Source organism: Mycolicibacterium sp. XJ879, assembly GCF_053483935.1.
In genome coordinates, this window is the sequence record NZ_JBEFTH010000002.1 from 299,729 (window position 1) to 315,778 (window position 16,050).

General features: G+C 67.4%; 17 protein-coding genes and 1 pseudogene. 11 read left to right on the forward strand and 7 right to left on the reverse strand.

The genetic code is table 11. The annotated features are described in order from the left end of the window. Positions 1–50: 50 nt before the first annotated feature. Positions 51–821 (forward strand): SDR family NAD(P)-dependent oxidoreductase, encoded by a 771-nt coding sequence (locus ABQF13_RS05175; protein ID WP_448391655.1) that lies wholly within the window; start codon positions 51–53, stop codon positions 819–821. A 1-nt stretch (position 822) separates the two neighbouring features. Continuing rightward, positions 823–1,251 (forward strand): VOC family protein, encoded by a 429-nt coding sequence (locus tag ABQF13_RS05180; RefSeq protein ID WP_448391656.1) that lies wholly within the window; start codon positions 823–825, stop codon positions 1,249–1,251. Between the two features lie 6 nt (positions 1,252–1,257). Here ABQF13_RS05180 and ABQF13_RS05185 read toward each other — a convergent pair whose 3' ends face one another. Further along, positions 1,258–2,112, reverse strand: a complete 855-nt coding sequence (locus tag ABQF13_RS05185) for a TIGR03619 family F420-dependent LLM class oxidoreductase (RefSeq protein ID WP_448391657.1) — start codon at positions 2,110–2,112, stop codon at positions 1,258–1,260. A 43-nt stretch (positions 2,113–2,155) separates the two neighbouring features. Between ABQF13_RS05185 and ABQF13_RS05190 the strand changes: the two genes are divergently transcribed. Beyond that, positions 2,156–3,337, forward strand: coding sequence for a cytochrome P450 (locus tag ABQF13_RS05190; RefSeq protein ID WP_448391658.1), 1,182 nt, complete (start codon positions 2,156–2,158; stop codon positions 3,335–3,337). Positions 3,338–3,461: 124 nt separating this feature from the next. Next, positions 3,462–4,841 carry a 13E12 repeat family protein gene (locus tag ABQF13_RS05195; protein WP_448391659.1) on the forward strand — a complete coding sequence of 460 codons (1,380 nt, stop codon included), beginning with the start codon at positions 3,462–3,464 and terminating at the stop codon, positions 4,839–4,841. Here the strand turns inward: ABQF13_RS05195 and ABQF13_RS05200 are convergent. Together ABQF13_RS05200 and ABQF13_RS05205 are read right to left on the reverse strand one after the other, a co-directional pair. Then, entirely contained in the window at positions 4,838–5,620 is a 783-nt protein-coding gene (locus ABQF13_RS05200; protein WP_448391660.1) for an SDR family oxidoreductase, read from the reverse strand. The two genes, ABQF13_RS05195 and ABQF13_RS05200, sit on opposite strands and share 4 nt — an antisense overlap. A gap of 3 nt (positions 5,621–5,623) precedes the next feature. Further along, the gene (locus ABQF13_RS05205) at positions 5,624–6,181 is read right to left on the reverse strand and encodes a nuclear transport factor 2 family protein (RefSeq protein WP_448392017.1); all 558 of its coding nucleotides are present in this window, start codon (positions 6,179–6,181) and stop codon (positions 5,624–5,626) included. Between the two features lie 86 nt (positions 6,182–6,267). Here ABQF13_RS05205 and ABQF13_RS05210 point away from each other — a divergent pair, with 86 nt between their 5' ends. Beyond that, a complete protein-coding gene (locus ABQF13_RS05210) occupies positions 6,268–6,423 on the forward strand; it encodes a hypothetical protein (protein ID WP_448391661.1) in 156 nt (51 codons plus the stop codon). On the opposite strand, the gene ABQF13_RS05215 is transcribed toward ABQF13_RS05210, so the two are convergent. Further along, on the reverse strand, positions 6,420–7,052 hold the full coding sequence (locus ABQF13_RS05215; RefSeq protein WP_448391662.1) for a TetR/AcrR family transcriptional regulator: 633 nt from the start codon (positions 7,050–7,052) through the stop codon (positions 6,420–6,422). The genes ABQF13_RS05210 and ABQF13_RS05215 overlap by 4 nt on opposite strands. A 140-nt stretch (positions 7,053–7,192) precedes the next feature. Between ABQF13_RS05215 and ABQF13_RS05220 the strand changes: the two genes are divergently transcribed. From ABQF13_RS05220 to ABQF13_RS05245, 6 genes and pseudogenes are all read left to right on the forward strand, one after another. Continuing rightward, positions 7,193–9,976, forward strand: a complete 2,784-nt coding sequence (locus tag ABQF13_RS05220) for an ATP-binding protein (protein WP_448391663.1) — start codon at positions 7,193–7,195, stop codon at positions 9,974–9,976. 64 nt (positions 9,977–10,040) lie between these two features. After that, positions 10,041–10,697, forward strand: a pseudogene (locus ABQF13_RS05225) (nitroreductase); the annotation flags it as partial. 72 nt (positions 10,698–10,769) lie between these two features. Then, on the forward strand, positions 10,770–11,225 hold the full coding sequence (locus ABQF13_RS05230; RefSeq protein WP_448392018.1) for a sigma-70 family RNA polymerase sigma factor: 456 nt from the start codon (positions 10,770–10,772) through the stop codon (positions 11,223–11,225). Between the two features lie 13 nt (positions 11,226–11,238). Further along, on the forward strand, positions 11,239–11,955 hold the full coding sequence (locus ABQF13_RS05235; RefSeq protein WP_448391664.1) for an SDR family NAD(P)-dependent oxidoreductase: 717 nt from the start codon (positions 11,239–11,241) through the stop codon (positions 11,953–11,955). 26 nt (positions 11,956–11,981) lie between these two features. Continuing rightward, positions 11,982–12,392: a cupin domain-containing protein gene (locus ABQF13_RS05240; RefSeq protein ID WP_448391665.1), complete on the forward strand. Its 411-nt coding sequence runs from the start codon at positions 11,982–11,984 to the stop codon at positions 12,390–12,392. Positions 12,393–12,475: 83 nt separating this feature from the next. Further along, the gene (locus ABQF13_RS05245) at positions 12,476–13,171 is read left to right on the forward strand and encodes a DUF899 domain-containing protein (protein WP_448391666.1); all 696 of its coding nucleotides are present in this window, start codon (positions 12,476–12,478) and stop codon (positions 13,169–13,171) included. Here the strand turns inward: ABQF13_RS05245 and ABQF13_RS05250 are convergent. The 3 genes from ABQF13_RS05250 to ABQF13_RS05260 are packed head-to-tail and all read right to left on the reverse strand — an operon-like array spanning position 13,168 to position 15,992. Continuing rightward, a complete protein-coding gene (locus ABQF13_RS05250) occupies positions 13,168–14,238 on the reverse strand; it encodes a M42 family metallopeptidase (protein ID WP_448391667.1) in 1,071 nt (356 codons plus the stop codon). The genes ABQF13_RS05245 and ABQF13_RS05250 overlap by 4 nt on opposite strands. Positions 14,239–14,281: 43 nt before the next feature. Next, entirely contained in the window at positions 14,282–14,515 is a 234-nt protein-coding gene (locus ABQF13_RS05255; RefSeq protein WP_448391668.1) for a hypothetical protein, read from the reverse strand. A gap of 22 nt (positions 14,516–14,537) precedes the next feature. Next, complete coding sequence (locus tag ABQF13_RS05260; protein ID WP_448391669.1) at positions 14,538–15,992, reverse strand: protein adenylyltransferase SelO; 1,455 nt, start codon at positions 15,990–15,992, stop codon at positions 14,538–14,540. Positions 15,993–16,050 lie beyond the last annotated feature (58 nt).

The following is a 16,050-nucleotide window of genomic DNA, read 5'->3' on the forward strand; positions in this document are numbered from 1 at the left end:
GGCGATGCTGTACAGTCGTACTGCAACCGACCCGGACAGGAAGTGGTGCTGTGAACGACAGGTTCTCGATGGAGGGAAGGGTCGCTGTCATCACCGGCGGCGGAACCGGTATCGGGCGCGCTTCGGCGCTGGTGCTCGCCGAGCACGGCGCCGACATCGTGCTCGCCGGGCGTCGCGAAGAACCGCTGAAGTCCACTGCGGCAGAGATCGAGGCGCTGGGCAGGCGCGCGCTGGCGGCGCCGACCGACGTCACCGACGCCGAGCAGTGCCGCGCGCTCGTCGATGCGACGGTCGCCGAGTTCGGCCGGCTCGACGTGTTGCTCAACAACGCCGGCGGTGGCGAGACCAAGTCGCTGATGAAGTGGACCGACGACGAGTGGCATGATGTGTTGAACCTCAACCTGTCCAGCGCGTGGTACCTGTCGCGGGCCGCGGTGAAGCCGATGATCGACCAGGGCCGGGGCGCGATCGTCAACATCTCCTCAGGGGCGAGCCTGCTGGCGATGCCGCAGGCGGCGATCTACGGGGCGGCCAAAGCCGGGTTGAACAACCTGACCGGATCGATGGCCGCAGCGTGGACCCGAAAAGGGGTGCGGGTCAACTGCATCGCGTGCGGCGCGATCCGCACCCCGGGCCTGGAGGCCGACGCGCAGCGGCAGGGTTTCGACATCGACATGATCGGGCAGACCAACGCATCCGGGCGCATCGCCGAACCCGAAGAGATCGGCTATGGCGTGCTCTTTTTCGCCTCCGACGCGTCGAGCTACTGCTCCGGACAGACGCTGTACATGCACGGCGGCCCCGGGCCTGCGGGGGTCTGATATGGACGTCAGCCATGTCGGTGTGCGTGTGCGCGACCTTGACAACTCGTTAACCTTTTACAGGGTACTCGGTTTCGCCGAGGTGAAGCGGTTGACGGTGCCCGACGAGATGGCCGCCGGGTTGCTCGGGCTGGCGCCGCCGATCGGCTTCGCGGCCGTGTACCTGCGCAACGGCGGCGTCATTCTGCAGTTGTTGACGTTCTCGGGTTACCCGGCGCCGGAGGAAGCCGAACGTGGCATGGTGGGCGCGGGCCTGACGCACGTGTCGATCGCCGTCGACGACATCGCCGCCGCGCAGGCCGCGGTGCAGGCAGCCGGAGGAACCGTCGTCGCCGACCCCGGCGGCGGATTCGCCTGCATGGTGCGGGATCCCGACGGCCAGCTGCTCGAACTGGTGCACTCCCGGGTGCGCCCGGTGCCGGAGGCCTGAGCCAAGTCAGGCTCGCAGCTCGGCGACCATCGCGGCGTACCGGTCGAGGAACGACATCGTGGTCGACGGATCATCGGCGTTGCGTCGCCCACCGCCCAACACCACCCGGTTGAACCCCATTTCGCGGTAGGCCGCCAGCTTCTCGAGCTTGGGATCGCCCCACGCCATGAGCGTCAGGTCCAGCGTCGCGGGGTCTCGACCTGCCTCTTGTGCGGTGCGGCGGAAGTCGGCCAGCGCGGCGCCCACATCGCGGAATGCGGCGTCACCGGGCAGCCAACCGTCGGCCCAGCCGACGCAGTCGCGGATCGCCTTTGGTCCGGTGGCGGCCGCCAGCAGCGGCGGATGCGGACTCTGCAAGGGTTTGGGATAGGACCACACCGGCTCGAAATCGAAGAAGTCACCGTGGTGCTCGGATTCATCCTCGGTCCACAACGTGTTTAGCGCGGCGACCATATCAGCCAGCACGCGGTAGCGATCCGACCATGCCAGCGGCCGCGACACCGAAAGCTCGGTACGGAAACCCACTCCGACGCCCAGCAGCAGCCGGCCCTGGCTCATCTCGTCCAAGGTGGCGACTTGCTTTGCCGTCGTGAACAACTCACGTTCAAGGGGCAGCGCGACCGCGGTGCCGAGCCGCAGCGTGGTCGTCCCTTGTGCCGCGGCGAGCAGCGACAGGAACGGGTCGCGCATCTGCTTCTGCGCCTCGAGTAGACCGCTGGGGAACTGATCGGCGGCGGCCACCGGGATCTGGGGGTGCTCGCCCACCCAGATCGACTCGAAGCCGCGCGATTCCAGCTCCACGGCGAGCGTCTCCGGCGCGATATCACGGGCGGTGTTGAGCGAGACGAAGCCCAAATCCATTGATCACCTTTCGGCACTATGCGTGTGCTGTACGATCGTACAGGTGTCAGAGCTTTCGTACGACCCCTACGACGTGGCGATCGACGTGGACCCGTATCCGGTGTACAAGCGGCTGCGCGACGAGGCGCCCGTGTACTACAACGAGAAGTTCGACTTCTGGGCGCTGAGCCGGTTCGCCGACGTCGAGGCGGCGCTGCGCGACGCCGAGAACCTCAGTTCAGCCAAGGGCGACATCCTCGAGGTGGTCAAGGCCGAACCGGTGATGCCGTTGGGGGTCTTCATCAACGAGGACCCGCCGCTGCACACCGTTCACCGGTTGCTGGTGTCGCGCGCGTTCACGCCGCGGAAGATGGCGGCGATCGAGGATCAGGTGCGCGCGTTCTGCGCGGCCTGCCTGGATCCGCTGCGCGACGGTGACCGGTTCGACTTCACCACCGACCTCGGCGCCGAGATGCCGATGCGGGTGATCGGCATGCTGATCGGTATCCCGGACTCGTTGCAGCGCAGCGTCCGCAAGGTCGCCGGTGCGCGGTTGCGCAACAAACCCGGCGAGCCCTTGCCGGTCAAGAAGGACAACTACTTCAACGGCGACATGTTTCGCGACTACGTGGCGTGGCGTAGGGACAACCCGAGCGACGATCTGGTGACCGAGTTGCTCAACGTGGAGTTCGACGACGTCGACGGACAGCGGCGCATACTGCGCGAGGAGGAGTTGTTGGTGTTCCTCGGTGTGATCGCCAACGCCGGGACGGAGACGGTGGGCCGGCTTTTCGGCTGGCTGGGCAAGCTTTTCGGTGAGCATCCTTCGCAGCGGCGGGAACTGGTCGAGAACCCGTCGCTGATCGGCGGCGCGGTCGAAGAGGTGCTGCGGTACGAACCGCCGGTGCATTCGATCGCGCGATATGTCGCCAACGACGTCGAGTATCACGGGCAGGTCATTCCGGCCGGCAGCGCGCTGCTGCTCATGTCTGGATCGGCCAACCGTGACGACCGCAAATTCGACAACCCGGACGTCTTCGACATCCACCGCAACGCCAACCATCTGTCGTTCGGCCGGGGCACTCACTTTTGTCTGGGTGCATCACTGGCCCGGCTCGAAGGTCGGGTCGCGCTCGAGGAAATCCTGAAGCGCTGGCCGGACTGGACGGTGGACATCGACAACGCCGTACGTGCCCCCACCGCGACCGTGCGGGGTTGGGAGAGCATGCCCACGATTGTGGGCTGAGGGCCTACCACGAGGCGCCGACAATTCTTGGGTGGGTGCTTGCAGTTATCCCCAACGGCGTATTGATCCACAGATCGATCGGTTAATCTGTCGAGTCCGCAGATCTTTTCGATAACGTTGCGGCATGGGTGGTTTCATTACCGGACAGGCGGCGCGCGAGCGAATCGGCGCGCTACTGGACCAGGTCGATGCCGCCTACGGCGAGCTGCGCGAGCTGTCCTCTGATGTGGTCGGAAACAGCTACCGCGTGCAGATGGCCGAGCGCTTGGAGGGCCAGGAGCGAGTGAACCGGGGGTTGATGTACCGGGTGTTCGGTGAAATCGCCAATCCTCCGGACGAGTCCGCGATGGCGCCGGGCTTGATCGACCGGCTGTGGGCGCGGCTGCGCATCCCGCCCGCCGAGATCAAACGACGCATCAAGATGGCGCAGAAGATCTGTCCGCGCCGCCAGCTGAGCGGGCCGCCATTGCCGGCGTTGCTACCCGAGACGGGCGCCGCCGTCGAACAGGGTGCGATCGGTGAGGACCACCTCAAGGAGATCTGCACGGCGATGGACCGGTTACCTTCCAGCATCTCGGTCACCGACCGCAACGATGTAGAGGCCAGCTTGGTCCGCCAGGCCACCAAGAACGACGCCGATATCGTCAAAGCAGCCGGCAAACGCATCGACGACATCTTCAACCCCGACGGCCACTACACCGAAGAGGACCGTAAACGCCGCCGCGAAGTCTCGCTGGGGCCGCAGGGCCGCGATGGGATGTCGCGACTGACGGGCTGGGTCGACCCGGAGACCCGCAGCTACATCGAGGCATGCAGCGCCGCGGTGCGCCCTGGACGGCATCTGCCCGACGGCGCCGTCGAAGAGGTGCCCGATGACCGCAACTCGGCGCAGCGGTGTCATGACGGCATCAAGCTGGGGCTCAAGGAAGGCATCACCTCAGGCGGGTTCGGATCCCATCGTGGGCACGCGGTGACGGTGATCGCGCGCACCACGCTGGCGGAGCTGAACCAGGCCGCCCACGCGGTGATCGATCCGATCGTGTCGATGCCCGCCCCGGCGCGTACCGGCGGAAACACCGCGCTGCCGATGCGGGACCTGATCCGCATGGCCGCCGGGGCGATTCACTACCTGGCCGTGTTCGACGACCACAGCGAGCGCCCGATCTACCTGGGCCGGCAGAAGCGCATCGCCACCGCCGATCAGCGGATCATCTGCTACTCGCGCGACGGGGGCTGCACCCGACCCAATTGCCTGGCGCCCGGCTATCACAGCGAGGTCCACCACGCCACGGACTGGTCAGCCGGTGGCACCACCGACGCCGACACCCTGTTCTTCGCGTGCGGACCTGATCATGCGGCCGTCACCGAGGGCCGGTGGCAGACCACGGTCACCGAAGGCGGCCGGCTGGCGTGGACCGACGGCAGCGCCGCACCCGAGATCAACCATGCGCACCATCCCGACGAACTGCTCCGCGGGGATCCGGATCCGCCCGATCAAGGCTAAGTCGGGCGCACCGGTGTGTTAAGCCGCTGATCGGCAACGGGCACACCGGCAAAAGTCATGGGCCAGGGAGGTTTTCCGTGTTGCACTACCCAGCAGGTACCGGTGTCGTCCAGCGGGGCGGTGGCGGCACTCAGGGCGGCGTCGGCGACGGCGTCGGCTTCCATGACCGGGACGCCGATCCGTTCCACGAGCCGGCGGCGATCGCCGAGGACGCCGGTCTCCGTGATGCCGGGGCAGATGGTCTGCACCGCAATGCCTTCGGTGGCCAGGTTCGGTGCGATCGAGCGCATGAACCCGACGACGGCGTGCTTGCCGAGCGCGTAGACGGCGTCGGGATGCCACGGCACCAGCCCGGCAAGCGAGGCGGTGGCCAGGATCGCGCGATCGGCGGCCGGAAGCGCACGCATGGTGCGCACGGCCGCGCGCGCACCGAATACCACGCCGTCAAGGTTCACGCCGACCGATCGGCGGTACTCGTCCAGGTCGAGCGCGCCGATGTCACCTGACCAGTGAATGGTGATGCCCGCATTGAAGAACGCCAGATCGACGCTGCCAAGCTCGGCGACGCACGCACCGAAAACCGTTTCGACCTGTTCAGAATCGGAGACATCGCACTGTAGCCCTAGCCCGCCGAGTGAGGATGCGACGGTGTCGGCGGCGCGGCCGTCGATGTCGACCACGCACACCCGCATCCCCTCAGCGGCGAACCGCTGCGCGGCCGCACGGCCGATACCCGATCCTCCGCCGGTGATCAGCGCGACACGATCGGTCAGCTTCACCGGTCACCACCGTTCGACAGGTTCACTCTCCAACGTCAACGGCCGAATGTAGGACGCGTCGGACTTATCCCACTTACCCTTGATGAAGCCCTGCACCGCACCGGAATTGAGCATCGAGGAGTCGCCGCTCATCATCCATTCGATCGTGCAGCGCCGCAGCGCTATCTTCCAGGTCCCGTCGCGGCGCTCGAGCCGGTCCAGGTAACGACCGCCCATCAGCGATACCACCTTGCCGCCCTTGGAGCGCATGGCACCCATCACGTAGCTCTCGGCGTGGGCTTCGTCGCCGTTGATCTCACACGTGTGCGTGGTGACGTTGTGCAAATGGTCCTCGAACACCGCACTATGGGCTGCGTTGGCCCACTCGCCGTACTCCGGGCCGGACTTGACCGTCGGCCCGTGCTCGTCGACGCCGTCTTCCCAGTACACGCTGCCCATCAACTCGGCGTCGTGGCGGTCGTGCCCGCGCGCCTGGTTCATCACGCAATCCAGGATCGCCATCCGGTCTTCGACATACTGCAGGCGCTGCCGCAACTGTTCGAGCTCATCGGACATCGTCAGGAGATCCTTCCGCGAGAGATACTTGCCTTGTACGACTGTACAGCACCGCCGATTGCGCCGTACAGTCGTACAACATCTCGAGGCGCATGGTCTTCACGCTGCATCGCTCAGCCATCGTCGAGTCGATCAGGCTGTCGGTGTCGACCAAGACGCTCGTCGGCAAACACCCGGCCGAAGGCGCCCATCTCGTGCGCATGCTGCGCGGCATCGTGGAAGGCCTGGCGGCTGAAGTGCCCGCCTAGCGGCGGGTGGGCTTGGCGCGCTTGCGGTTTGCCGACGGCGCCGGCGGCTCCACGGAATCCAGGAAGCGTTCGAACGCCTTGGTGACCTCCGCATGTGCGGTCTTGACGCCGACGCCCTCCTCGAGGTTGAGGAACTTCGGTAGTCCCGAAATCAACAACAGCAGCGCCGACAACGACAGATCGCCGCCCAACCGCGCGTTCTTACCGAACTTCGCCGTCAGCGCCTTCAACTGCACCTTACGCACGCTCTCGGTGGCCGCGGCGATCTCGGCCCGAATCGACTTGCGATGGTTGCCCAGCGCCATGAACTCCGTCATCAGCGCACCGGTGGCCTCGTCCCAGCTGTACTCCCACAGCGCCCGCAGCGGATCATCGGCGCGCTTCTCCAACGTCTTGTTGAGAAAGTCGAGGTTGCGTGCGGAGTAGCGCCGGATCGCGGCGATGAAGATGTCGTCGAGGGTGGGAAAGTAGTACTGCACCAGGCTCGGTGCGACGCCCGCTTTGGTGGCCAGGGCGCGGTACGTGACGCTGGGGTAGCCCTCGTCGAGCATCATCTTCTCGACGCAATCCAGCAGTGCGTCCCGCGTCTTCGATGTCTCGGCACCCACGCGGCGCGCAGATGAGGCCATGGTCTCCTCAGTTCTATCGACTGCAAACATTCTGACACTCCACCGGCGCTGTACGCCCGTATGGTGTCAGTTTTCACGGTTGACGGCCCGAACAAGCCGGTATCGTTCAGGCGCATCCTCCCTCGGATGCGGAGGTTCACATGGCGAAGACCGGTGCGGCACGCCCACTACGCGGCCGACGTGAGGAATGCGCGGCCCTGGACCGCCTGATATCGACCGTCCGTTCCGGCCAGAGCCAGGTTCTGGTGTTGCGCGGCGAAGCGGGCGTCGGCAAGAGCGCGCTGCTGGACTTTGTCGCCGATAACGCGGCGGGCTTCCGCGTCCTGCGGACCGCAGGCGTGGAATCGGAGATGGAACTCGCCTTCGCCGGGCTGCAACAGCTCTGCGCCCCGCTGGCGGACCACAGCGATGCGCTGCCCGCCCCGCAACACGCGGCGGTCGACACCGCGTTCGGCCGCAGCGCGGGTCCCGCGCCCGACCGCTTCCTCGTCGGCTTGGCGGTGTTGAGCCTGCTGGCCTCCGCCGCCCGGGATCAGCCGTTGATTTGCCTGGTCGACGACGCGCAGTGGTTGGACCGGGTCTCGATACAGACCCTGGCGTTCGTCGCCCGCCGGTTGTTGGCTGAGCCGGTCGCGCTGATCTTCGCGGCGCGTGAGGGCAGCGCCGACGAGTTGAACGGCCTGCCCACTCTGCCGGTGGGCGGGCTACGACCTGACGATGCCCGCGCACTGCTGGAGTCGGTCGTCCCGGGCCGCCTGGACGAGCGGGTGCGTGACCGCATCGTCGCCGAAACGCGCGGTAACCCGCTCGCCCTGCTCGAGCTGCCGCGCGACCTGACGGTCGCGGAACTGGCGGGCGGCTTCGGACGTCCTGACGCGCGGCCCTTGGTCAACAAGATCGAGCAGACCTTCCTGCGGCGTATCGAGGACCTCCCGCCCCAGACGCAGCGCCTGCTGCTGATCGCGGCGGCCGAACCTGTCGGTGACGCGGTGCTGTTGATGGGGGCCGCGCAACGGCTCGGGGTATCCCTCGACGCGGGCGTAGCCGCACAAGCCGCCGGCCTGATCGACATCGGCACCTCGGTGCGGTTCCGGCATCCGCTGGTGCGCTCCGCCTCCTACCGCGCCGCGGACCCACAGCAACGCAAGGCCGTTCATCAGGCGCTGGCCGAAGCGACCGACCCCGCAGCCGACCCCGACCGTCGCGCGTGGCACCTCGCCAACGCTGCGTCAGGACCGGACGAAGAGGTAGCAGCCGAACTCGAACGGTCCGCGGACCGCGCCCAGGCCCGAGGTGGAATCGCAGCAGCCGCAGCGTTTCTCGAACGTGCGACGGAGCTGACCATGGACCCGGCCCGCCGCGGTGCCCGCGCGCTGGCCGCCGCACAGGCCAGGCGCGACGCCGCGGACCTCGACGGCGCCGACCACCTGATTGCCGTCGCGCAGGACACGCCGCTGGACGCGCTGCAGCGCGCTCGGCTGGCGCGGCTGCAAGCCCAGATCGACTTCGCTAGGAGCCGCGGCGGCCAGACATCGATGTCGATCTCCGAGACGGCGGTGGGCCTGCTGATGGCGGCCAAAGGACTCGAGACGCTCGACGCCGGGCTGGCCCGTGAGACATACCTGGAAGCCATGGGCGCGGCGATGCACGGCAGCAGGCTCTGCCCGCTCGGCGGCGCGGTGGAGGTGGCCCAGCCGGCACGACTGGCACCGCCGGGCCCGCAGCCGCCACGGCCGATCGACCTGCTGCTCGATGGCCTGTCGGCGAGGGTGGCCGACGGCTACGCGGCCAGCGTGGCGACGCTGCGCAACGCGGTGACGCTACTGCACGAGGAGGTCAACCGCGGCGCACCCGAGCTGTTGGACTGGCTGTGGTTGGCGTTTCCGGTCGCACAGGAATCGGCCGTGCACGAGCTCTGGGATGACGACATGTGGCACCGACTGGCCACCGACGCCGTGCGGCTTGCCCGCGATACCGGGACGCTGGCTGTGCTTCCGTCCGCCCTTGCCTATCGCGCGGGCGTGCACGTGCTGGCCGGTGAATTCACCACGGCAGCAACCCTTCTTGAAGAGACAGCATCGATCACCGCCTCAACCGGCTACGCGCCGCTGAGGTATCACGCCTTGTCGTTGCAGGCGTGGCGGGGTGCCGCAACCGCCGCGGGAGTTCTGGAATCGGCCGCGGCGGAGGCCACCGCCAGGGGAGAGGGCCGAGTGCACGGGTATACCGGGTACCTCGCCGCGGTCCTCTACAACGGGCTGGGCCGATACGAGGAAGCATTCGCGAATGCGCGGCGCGCGTGTGAGTTCGATGATCTCGGCTTCTACGGATGGTGTCTTTTGGAGCTCATCGAAGCCGCGGTGCACACCGGCGAGCGAGAAGCCGCCGCGGCGGCGCTCGAGCAGCTCGAGGAGCGCGCGGGCGGCAGCGGAACCGATTGGGGTCTGGGCAGCGTGGCGAGCGGACAGGCGCTGCTGGCCGACGATGACCGGGCCGACGCCCTTTTCGCCAAGGCCATCGCGCACCTGGAGCGCACCCGCGTCACCGTGTTCGCCGCCCGCGCACACCTGCGGTATGGCGAATGGCTTCGCCGCATGAACCGGCGCGTCGACGCGCGCACGCAGCTCAACGCCGCCCACGAGATGTTCACCCGGATGGGTGCGGAGGCATTCGCCGAACGCACCCGACGGGAACTGGCCGCCACCGGTGAGAAAGCGCGTAAGAAGACCGGTAGCTCCGGTGAGCAGCTGACCGCCCAAGAGGCCCAGATCGCGCGGCTGGCCGGTGCGGGGCTGACCAACCAGGAGATCGGCGCGCAGCTGTTCATCAGCACGCACACCGTCGAATGGCACCTACGCAAGGTGTTCGTCAAGCTCGGAATCACCTCGCGGCGACAGCTGCGCAAGATCTCGTGGGCGAGTTAGCCCCGCACACGACTACGGACTTTCAAGGGTTCGCCGTCGCGCCCGTGCCCGCCAGGCTGCGCTTATGGACGTATACGAAGCGGTGCGCACCAGGCGGGCGGTGCGCGGATTCCTTGACCGTCCCGTACCGAAAGAACTCCTGGATCGCGTGCTGACCGCGGCCGCCGGGGCGCCGTCTGGGTCCAACCTTCAACCGTGGCACATCTACGTCGTCACCGGCGCGCCGCTATGTCAGCTCAAGAAGCTGGCGACCCAACGGGTGAGTGCCGGCGATGCCTGGGATGAGCGGGAATTCGAGATGTACCCGCGCGATTTGAAGTCGCCTTACCGCGAGCGGCGATCCCAGTTCGGGCGGGAGCGCTACAGCGCGCTGGGCATCGAGCGCGAGGACTGGGAAGCGCGTCAACGCGCGGCGATCGCCAACTGGGACTGCTTCGGCGCACCGGTGGCCCTGTTCTGCTACATCGACCGCGACCTGGGCCGGCCCCAGTGGGCCGACGTCGGCATGTACCTGCAGACCGTCATGTTGCTGCTGCGTGCGGAAGGGCTACACAGCTGCCCGCAGATGGCGTGGTCGCAAGTCCACAAAACCGTCGCGGACATCGTGTCGCCACCGGAGAACCTGATGCTGTTCTGCGGCATGTCGATTGGATACGAGGACCCCACCGTTGAGTACGTCCGCCATGCCAGGGTGCCGATCGCCGAGACCGTCACCTACCTGAAGGCCACCGTTCGCCGACCCGACGAGAACCTGGCCGCACGGTTCGCCAGGGAGACCGAACCGCTCCTCGACGTGCTGTCCCGCGCTGCGCGCCGACTGACCCGCAGCCACGCCGACGCCGACGATCTCCTGCAGGACACCCTGTTGCACGCCTATTCGGGCTTTCACACCTTCCAGGAGGGCAGCAACCTTCGGGCATGGCTGTTCCGGATCCTCTACAACCGGTGGGTCAGCACTCATCGTCGCAAACAGAGCCGACCGGTCGAGGTTTCGGTCGCCACGTTCACCGAACACGACATCGTTCATCGCTCCGCGGAGGACGAAGTGTTGGATACGTTGCCCGCCAACGACATCAAGACGGCCATGGACGCGCTGCCGCAAAGCTTCAAAGAAGCGATCTACTACGCCGACATCCAGGGCTACACCTACGCGGAAACCGCCAAATTGCTGAACGTCCCGATGGGCACCGTGATGTCGCGGGTGTCACGGGGACGCCACCGGCTGCGCACCGCGTTGGCCCCCGCCTGAGAAAGGGAACACAATGGAACTCACCAATCACACAGCGCTGATCACCGGCGGCACCGCAGGCATCGGATTGTCTTGCGCGCGGCTGATGGCGGGCGAAGGTGCCTCGGTCATCATCACCGGCAGAGACCGCAAGCGCGGTACGGCTGCGGCTGACGAGATCGGTGCCCGCTTCATCCAGGCCGACCTTTCGGATCTGGACTCGGTGAAAGAACTTGTGCGCCAAGCAGGAGACGTCGACATCCTGGTCAACAACGCAGCCAGCTTCCCCGGCGCTGCCACGATCGAACAAGATGTCGACTCGTTCGAGAAGACGTTTGACACCAACGTGCGTGGCACCTACTTTCTGGCCGCCGGTCTGGTGCCGGGCATGGTCGAGCGCGGGTTCGGCTGCATCGTCAACGTCACCAGCATGGTCGCCTCCAAGGGCGTTCCCGGCGCATCCACCTACAGCGCCTCCAAGGCCGCGGTGGAGTCGCTGACCCGCACCTGGGCCGCCGAGTTCGGCCGGTATGGCATCCGCGTCAACAGCGTCGCGCCCGGGCCCACCAAAACCGAAGGTGTAGCGGCGGTGTGGGGCGACACCAACGAGGAACTCGGTCGCGCACTTCCGTTGGGCCGCACCGCAGATCCCGAGGAGATCGCCGACGCGGTGCTTTTCCTCGCCTCGCCTCGCGCCAGCTTCATCACCGGATCCACGCTGCACGCCGACGGCGGCGGCAGTGCTATTTGAAACCGATTTGAAGGAGACGAGAACCGATGTCCAAAAAATACGACGCGGCGTGGGAAACCGCGCTCACGGTGGTGCAGGAAGCCGAGCCGCCGTTCATCCCGCAAGATGCGCACACCATGACCGTCGTCGTCGAGTACCCGCCGGGCAGCGCGGGCGCCCCGCCGCACCGGCACCCGAGCGGACCGGCCTTCGGCTACCTGCTCGAAGGCGAGATGCTGTTCGAACTCGAAGGTGCACCGCCGCGAGTGATCAAGGCCGGCGAAGCGTTCTGGGAACCCGGCGGCGAGGTCATCCACTACTCGGACGCCAACAACCGCGACGACATCAAGGTCCGGTTCGTCGTCACCATGCTCTGCAAGCCGGATCAACCGATGCTGGTTCTCGTCGACGACGACGACCTCGCCGCACGCCGGCACCTGCGCGTCGGACCGAGTTGACCGGCCGACCCGACAGCATCCGACGATGAGTTTGGCGCGCTGAGCCGGTCAGAACCTGTATGAGACGTACCGGAGAGGCACCGATGACCAAACCGACCGCGTTGCCGCCCGTCGTCGACCACGACACCTGGCGGGCGGCGCTCGACGAGCTGCGCGTGCGGGAGAAGGCCGCGACCCGTGAGCTCGACGCCATCGCCGCCCAGCGCCGGCGGCTGCCCATGGTGAAAATGCCCGACTACACGTTGATCGGCGAACACGGACCGGTGCGGCTGGCCGACGTGTTCGAGGGGCGGTCGCAGCTGATCGTCTACCACCACATGTGGACCGACGGCGCGGAGTGGCAGTGCGGCGGTTGCACCGGCTTCACGTCCCAGTTCACCCGGTTGGGCTTCCTCGACAACTACGACGCCCGTTTCGTCATCGTCACCAACGGACCGATCGAGGAGGCGCTGGCCTACCGCGACAAGGTGGTGAATCGGATGGACTGGTACTCGTCGTCGCAGAGTTCGTTCGGCGCCGACGTCGACGCGCCGCCCGGCGGCGGCTTCGCGGTCAACGTGTTCCTACGCGCGACGGGTCCGTCGGGCGAGGAGGCGGTGTATCGCACGTGGCACACTAACGGCCGCGGCACCGAACAGCTCAGCCACACCTTCGCGCTCATCGACCTGCTGCCGTGGGGGCGTCAGGAACAGTGGCAGGACTCACCCGACGGCTGGCCACAAGGCCCGGCGTATGCGGGCTGGATGGACTCACCCGACATCGCCGCGGCGTACGGCTAGGACGAGCGCGACAGGAATTCCACCAGCAGCTCGGTCATGTTCGGAATCGCCTGGCGCGCAATGACTTCATAGCCGTGGGTGCTCAGCGTCGGCAGACACAGCAGCCCGGCGCGCGGCGTGAGCCCGATGCTCTTGGCATGCGAGGCGTCGGATTCGAACGCGCCGAGCACCGCCGCCTGCGGCGACAGTCCCAGGTCCAGCCCGATGCCCATCAACGCGTCGGCGACATCCTTGTCGTAGACACACTGCGCGTCGCTGTACCCCACGATCGGACCGCCGCGCACCGAGGTGTCGTACTCGGCTTCCGTCGGCCCCACCTCCAGCGCCAGGGTGAGATCGCCGGGCAGGGTCCGACTGGCGTAGGAGCCGCCCACCCCGCCGATCTCTTCGCTGGTGGTGAACACCAGGTACACGTCGTGGGCGGGGCGGCGGTCGTGGATCACGCGCGCCGTCTCCAGCAGCGCGGTCACCGGGGCGCGGTCGTCGAGGAAGTAGCTGCCGAGGTAGCCGTCGCCGACGTCGACCAGCGTGCGCTTGCTGCGGTCGATACACACCCGGGTTCCCGGCTGCACCCCGGCATCGGTCAACTCCTCTGGGGTATGCCCGGTGAAGACGTAGACGTGCATCCAGTCCAGCGACTTGTCGCCCTGGTCGGGTTTGGTCTCCCAGATCCGTTGGCTTTCCTTGGTGGTGTGCTCCGAACCCAACGTCAGCACGCCGCACACCGTCTGGCGGTCACCGAGCAGCATGACCGGGCCGAGCCCAAAGTTTCCCGGATACATCGTGCCCAACGGCGTCAGGTGCAGGGTGCCGTCGCTCTCGACCCGTTTGACCAGCATCGACAGCTCGTCCATATGGGCCATGACGCGGGTGGCGCGCCCGTCGTCGCGGCTTTCGCCGCGGACCTGCCCGATCAGGTTCCCGGCCGGATCCACCCACAACTCATCGACGTACGATTCGAGCTCGCGGCGGCAGATATCGCGCACCGCCCGCTCCTGCCCGCACGGCCCGTAGGCCCACAGCAGTTCTTGCAGCAGGTCACGGCGTAATTGATATTGATCGGTCACCGGCCATGAGTAACCGCATAACGGCGTCGGGAAAACCCGGGCCCTACTGGATCGGCGGATGCGGGAACGGCGGCGGCGCCGGAACGCACAAGCCGGTGCTGACGTCGAGCGCCTTGCCCGGCACGCAGAACGGCGCGCAACCGTAGATCACGCCGGTCTCACCCGGCGCGCAGCCGACGTTGCCGGGCTGGGCCACGGCGACGGCCGGAATGAAGGGGGTGACCGCCAGGGCAGCCGTGAAAAGCGCCGCGGACACCGACCGTCGCAGGGAAACCATGTTCGGCAGTGTATGCCGCAGGTCAGGTCCCGCAGAAGGTTTGGTACCTGCCGAAGTCCTCCGGCGCCGGTTCGGCGTAGCGCGCCAGGTCCGGCCGTTCGTCGTAGGGCGCGGTGACGGCGGTCAACAGCTGCTGCAACGGGTGCAGATCGCCGTCGGTGGCCGCGGTCAGGGCTTCCTCGACGAGGTGGTTGCGCGGGATGTAGATCGGGTTGACCCGGTCCATCAGCTCGGGGTCCGGGTGCAGCGCGCGCCAGCGGCTCACCCAGTCGTCGAATGCCGCCAGGTCGAGAAATAGTCCGCGCGCGGGCTCGGTGTCGCCGCGCGCGGCCCGGCCCAGCTGCCGGAAGAACGAGGTGAAGTCGACGTGGCTGGCCGCGAGCTGTTCGAGCAACTCGTTCATCAGCGGCGCCTGCTGCGCCGGGTCGCCGGTGAGCCCGATCTTGGCCTGCATGCCGCTGGTCAACGCCTGGCCGAACCGCACGCTGAACCCTTCGAGCCGGTCCTGGGCGATGGTGATCGCCTGCTCCTGGTCGTCGGCGAACAGCGGCAGCAGCGTTTCGGCGAACCGGGCGAGGTTCCAGCCCGCGATCGTCGGCTGGTTGCCGTAGGCGTAGCGGCCCCACGAGTCGATCGAGCTGAACACCGTCTCGGGGTCGTAGGCCTCCATGAACGCGCAGGGCCCGTAGTCGATGGTCTCGCCGGAGATCGTGGTGTTGTCGGTGTTCATCACGCCGTGCACGAACCCGACGAGCATCCACTGCGCGACCAACGCGGCCTGCACCCCGATCACCGCGTCGAAAAGCGCGACGTAGGGGTTGTCGGCGTCGGCCGCGGCGGGGTGGTGGCGCGCAATGGCGTGGTCGGCGAGGCGGCGCAACAACTCGGCGTCGCCCGTCGTCGCGGCATACTGAAAAGTGCCGACCCGCAGGTGGCTGCGCGCCACCCGGGCCAGCACGGCACCCGGCAACAGCGTCTCGCGGGTGACCGTGCGCCCGGTCGCGACGACGGCCAGCGACCGGGTGGTCGGAATTCCGAGGGCGTGCATCGCCTCGCTGATCACGTATTCGCGCAGCATTGGGCCGACGGCGGCCAGCCCGTCGCCGCCGCGGGCGAACGGGGTGGCCCCCGAGCCCTTGAGATGCAGGTCGCGCAGCTCACCCTCGGTGGTGGTGAGCTCACCGACCAGCAGCGCGCGCCCGTCGCCGAGCCGCGGGACGAAGCCGCCGAACTGGTGGCCCGCATAGGCCTGGGCCACCGGCGCGGCGCCGTCGGGCACCAGGGTGCCGGTGAGGAACCGCAGGCCGTCGGGGCCGCGCAGCCAGTCGGCATCGAGGCGGAGGTCGGCGGCCAACGCCTCGTTGAGTACGAGCAGGCGCGGATCGGGTGCCTCCTCGGCCCGCCAGCCGACGGTCAGCTCCGGGAATTCACGGGCGAAGCGGTCTCCGACGGAGATGGTCAAGGGTGCGGCGCTCACTACACCAAGGGTACGGAGACCGCGCTGGTCTGTATGGTGAGGCTTCCTAGCAAGCGCA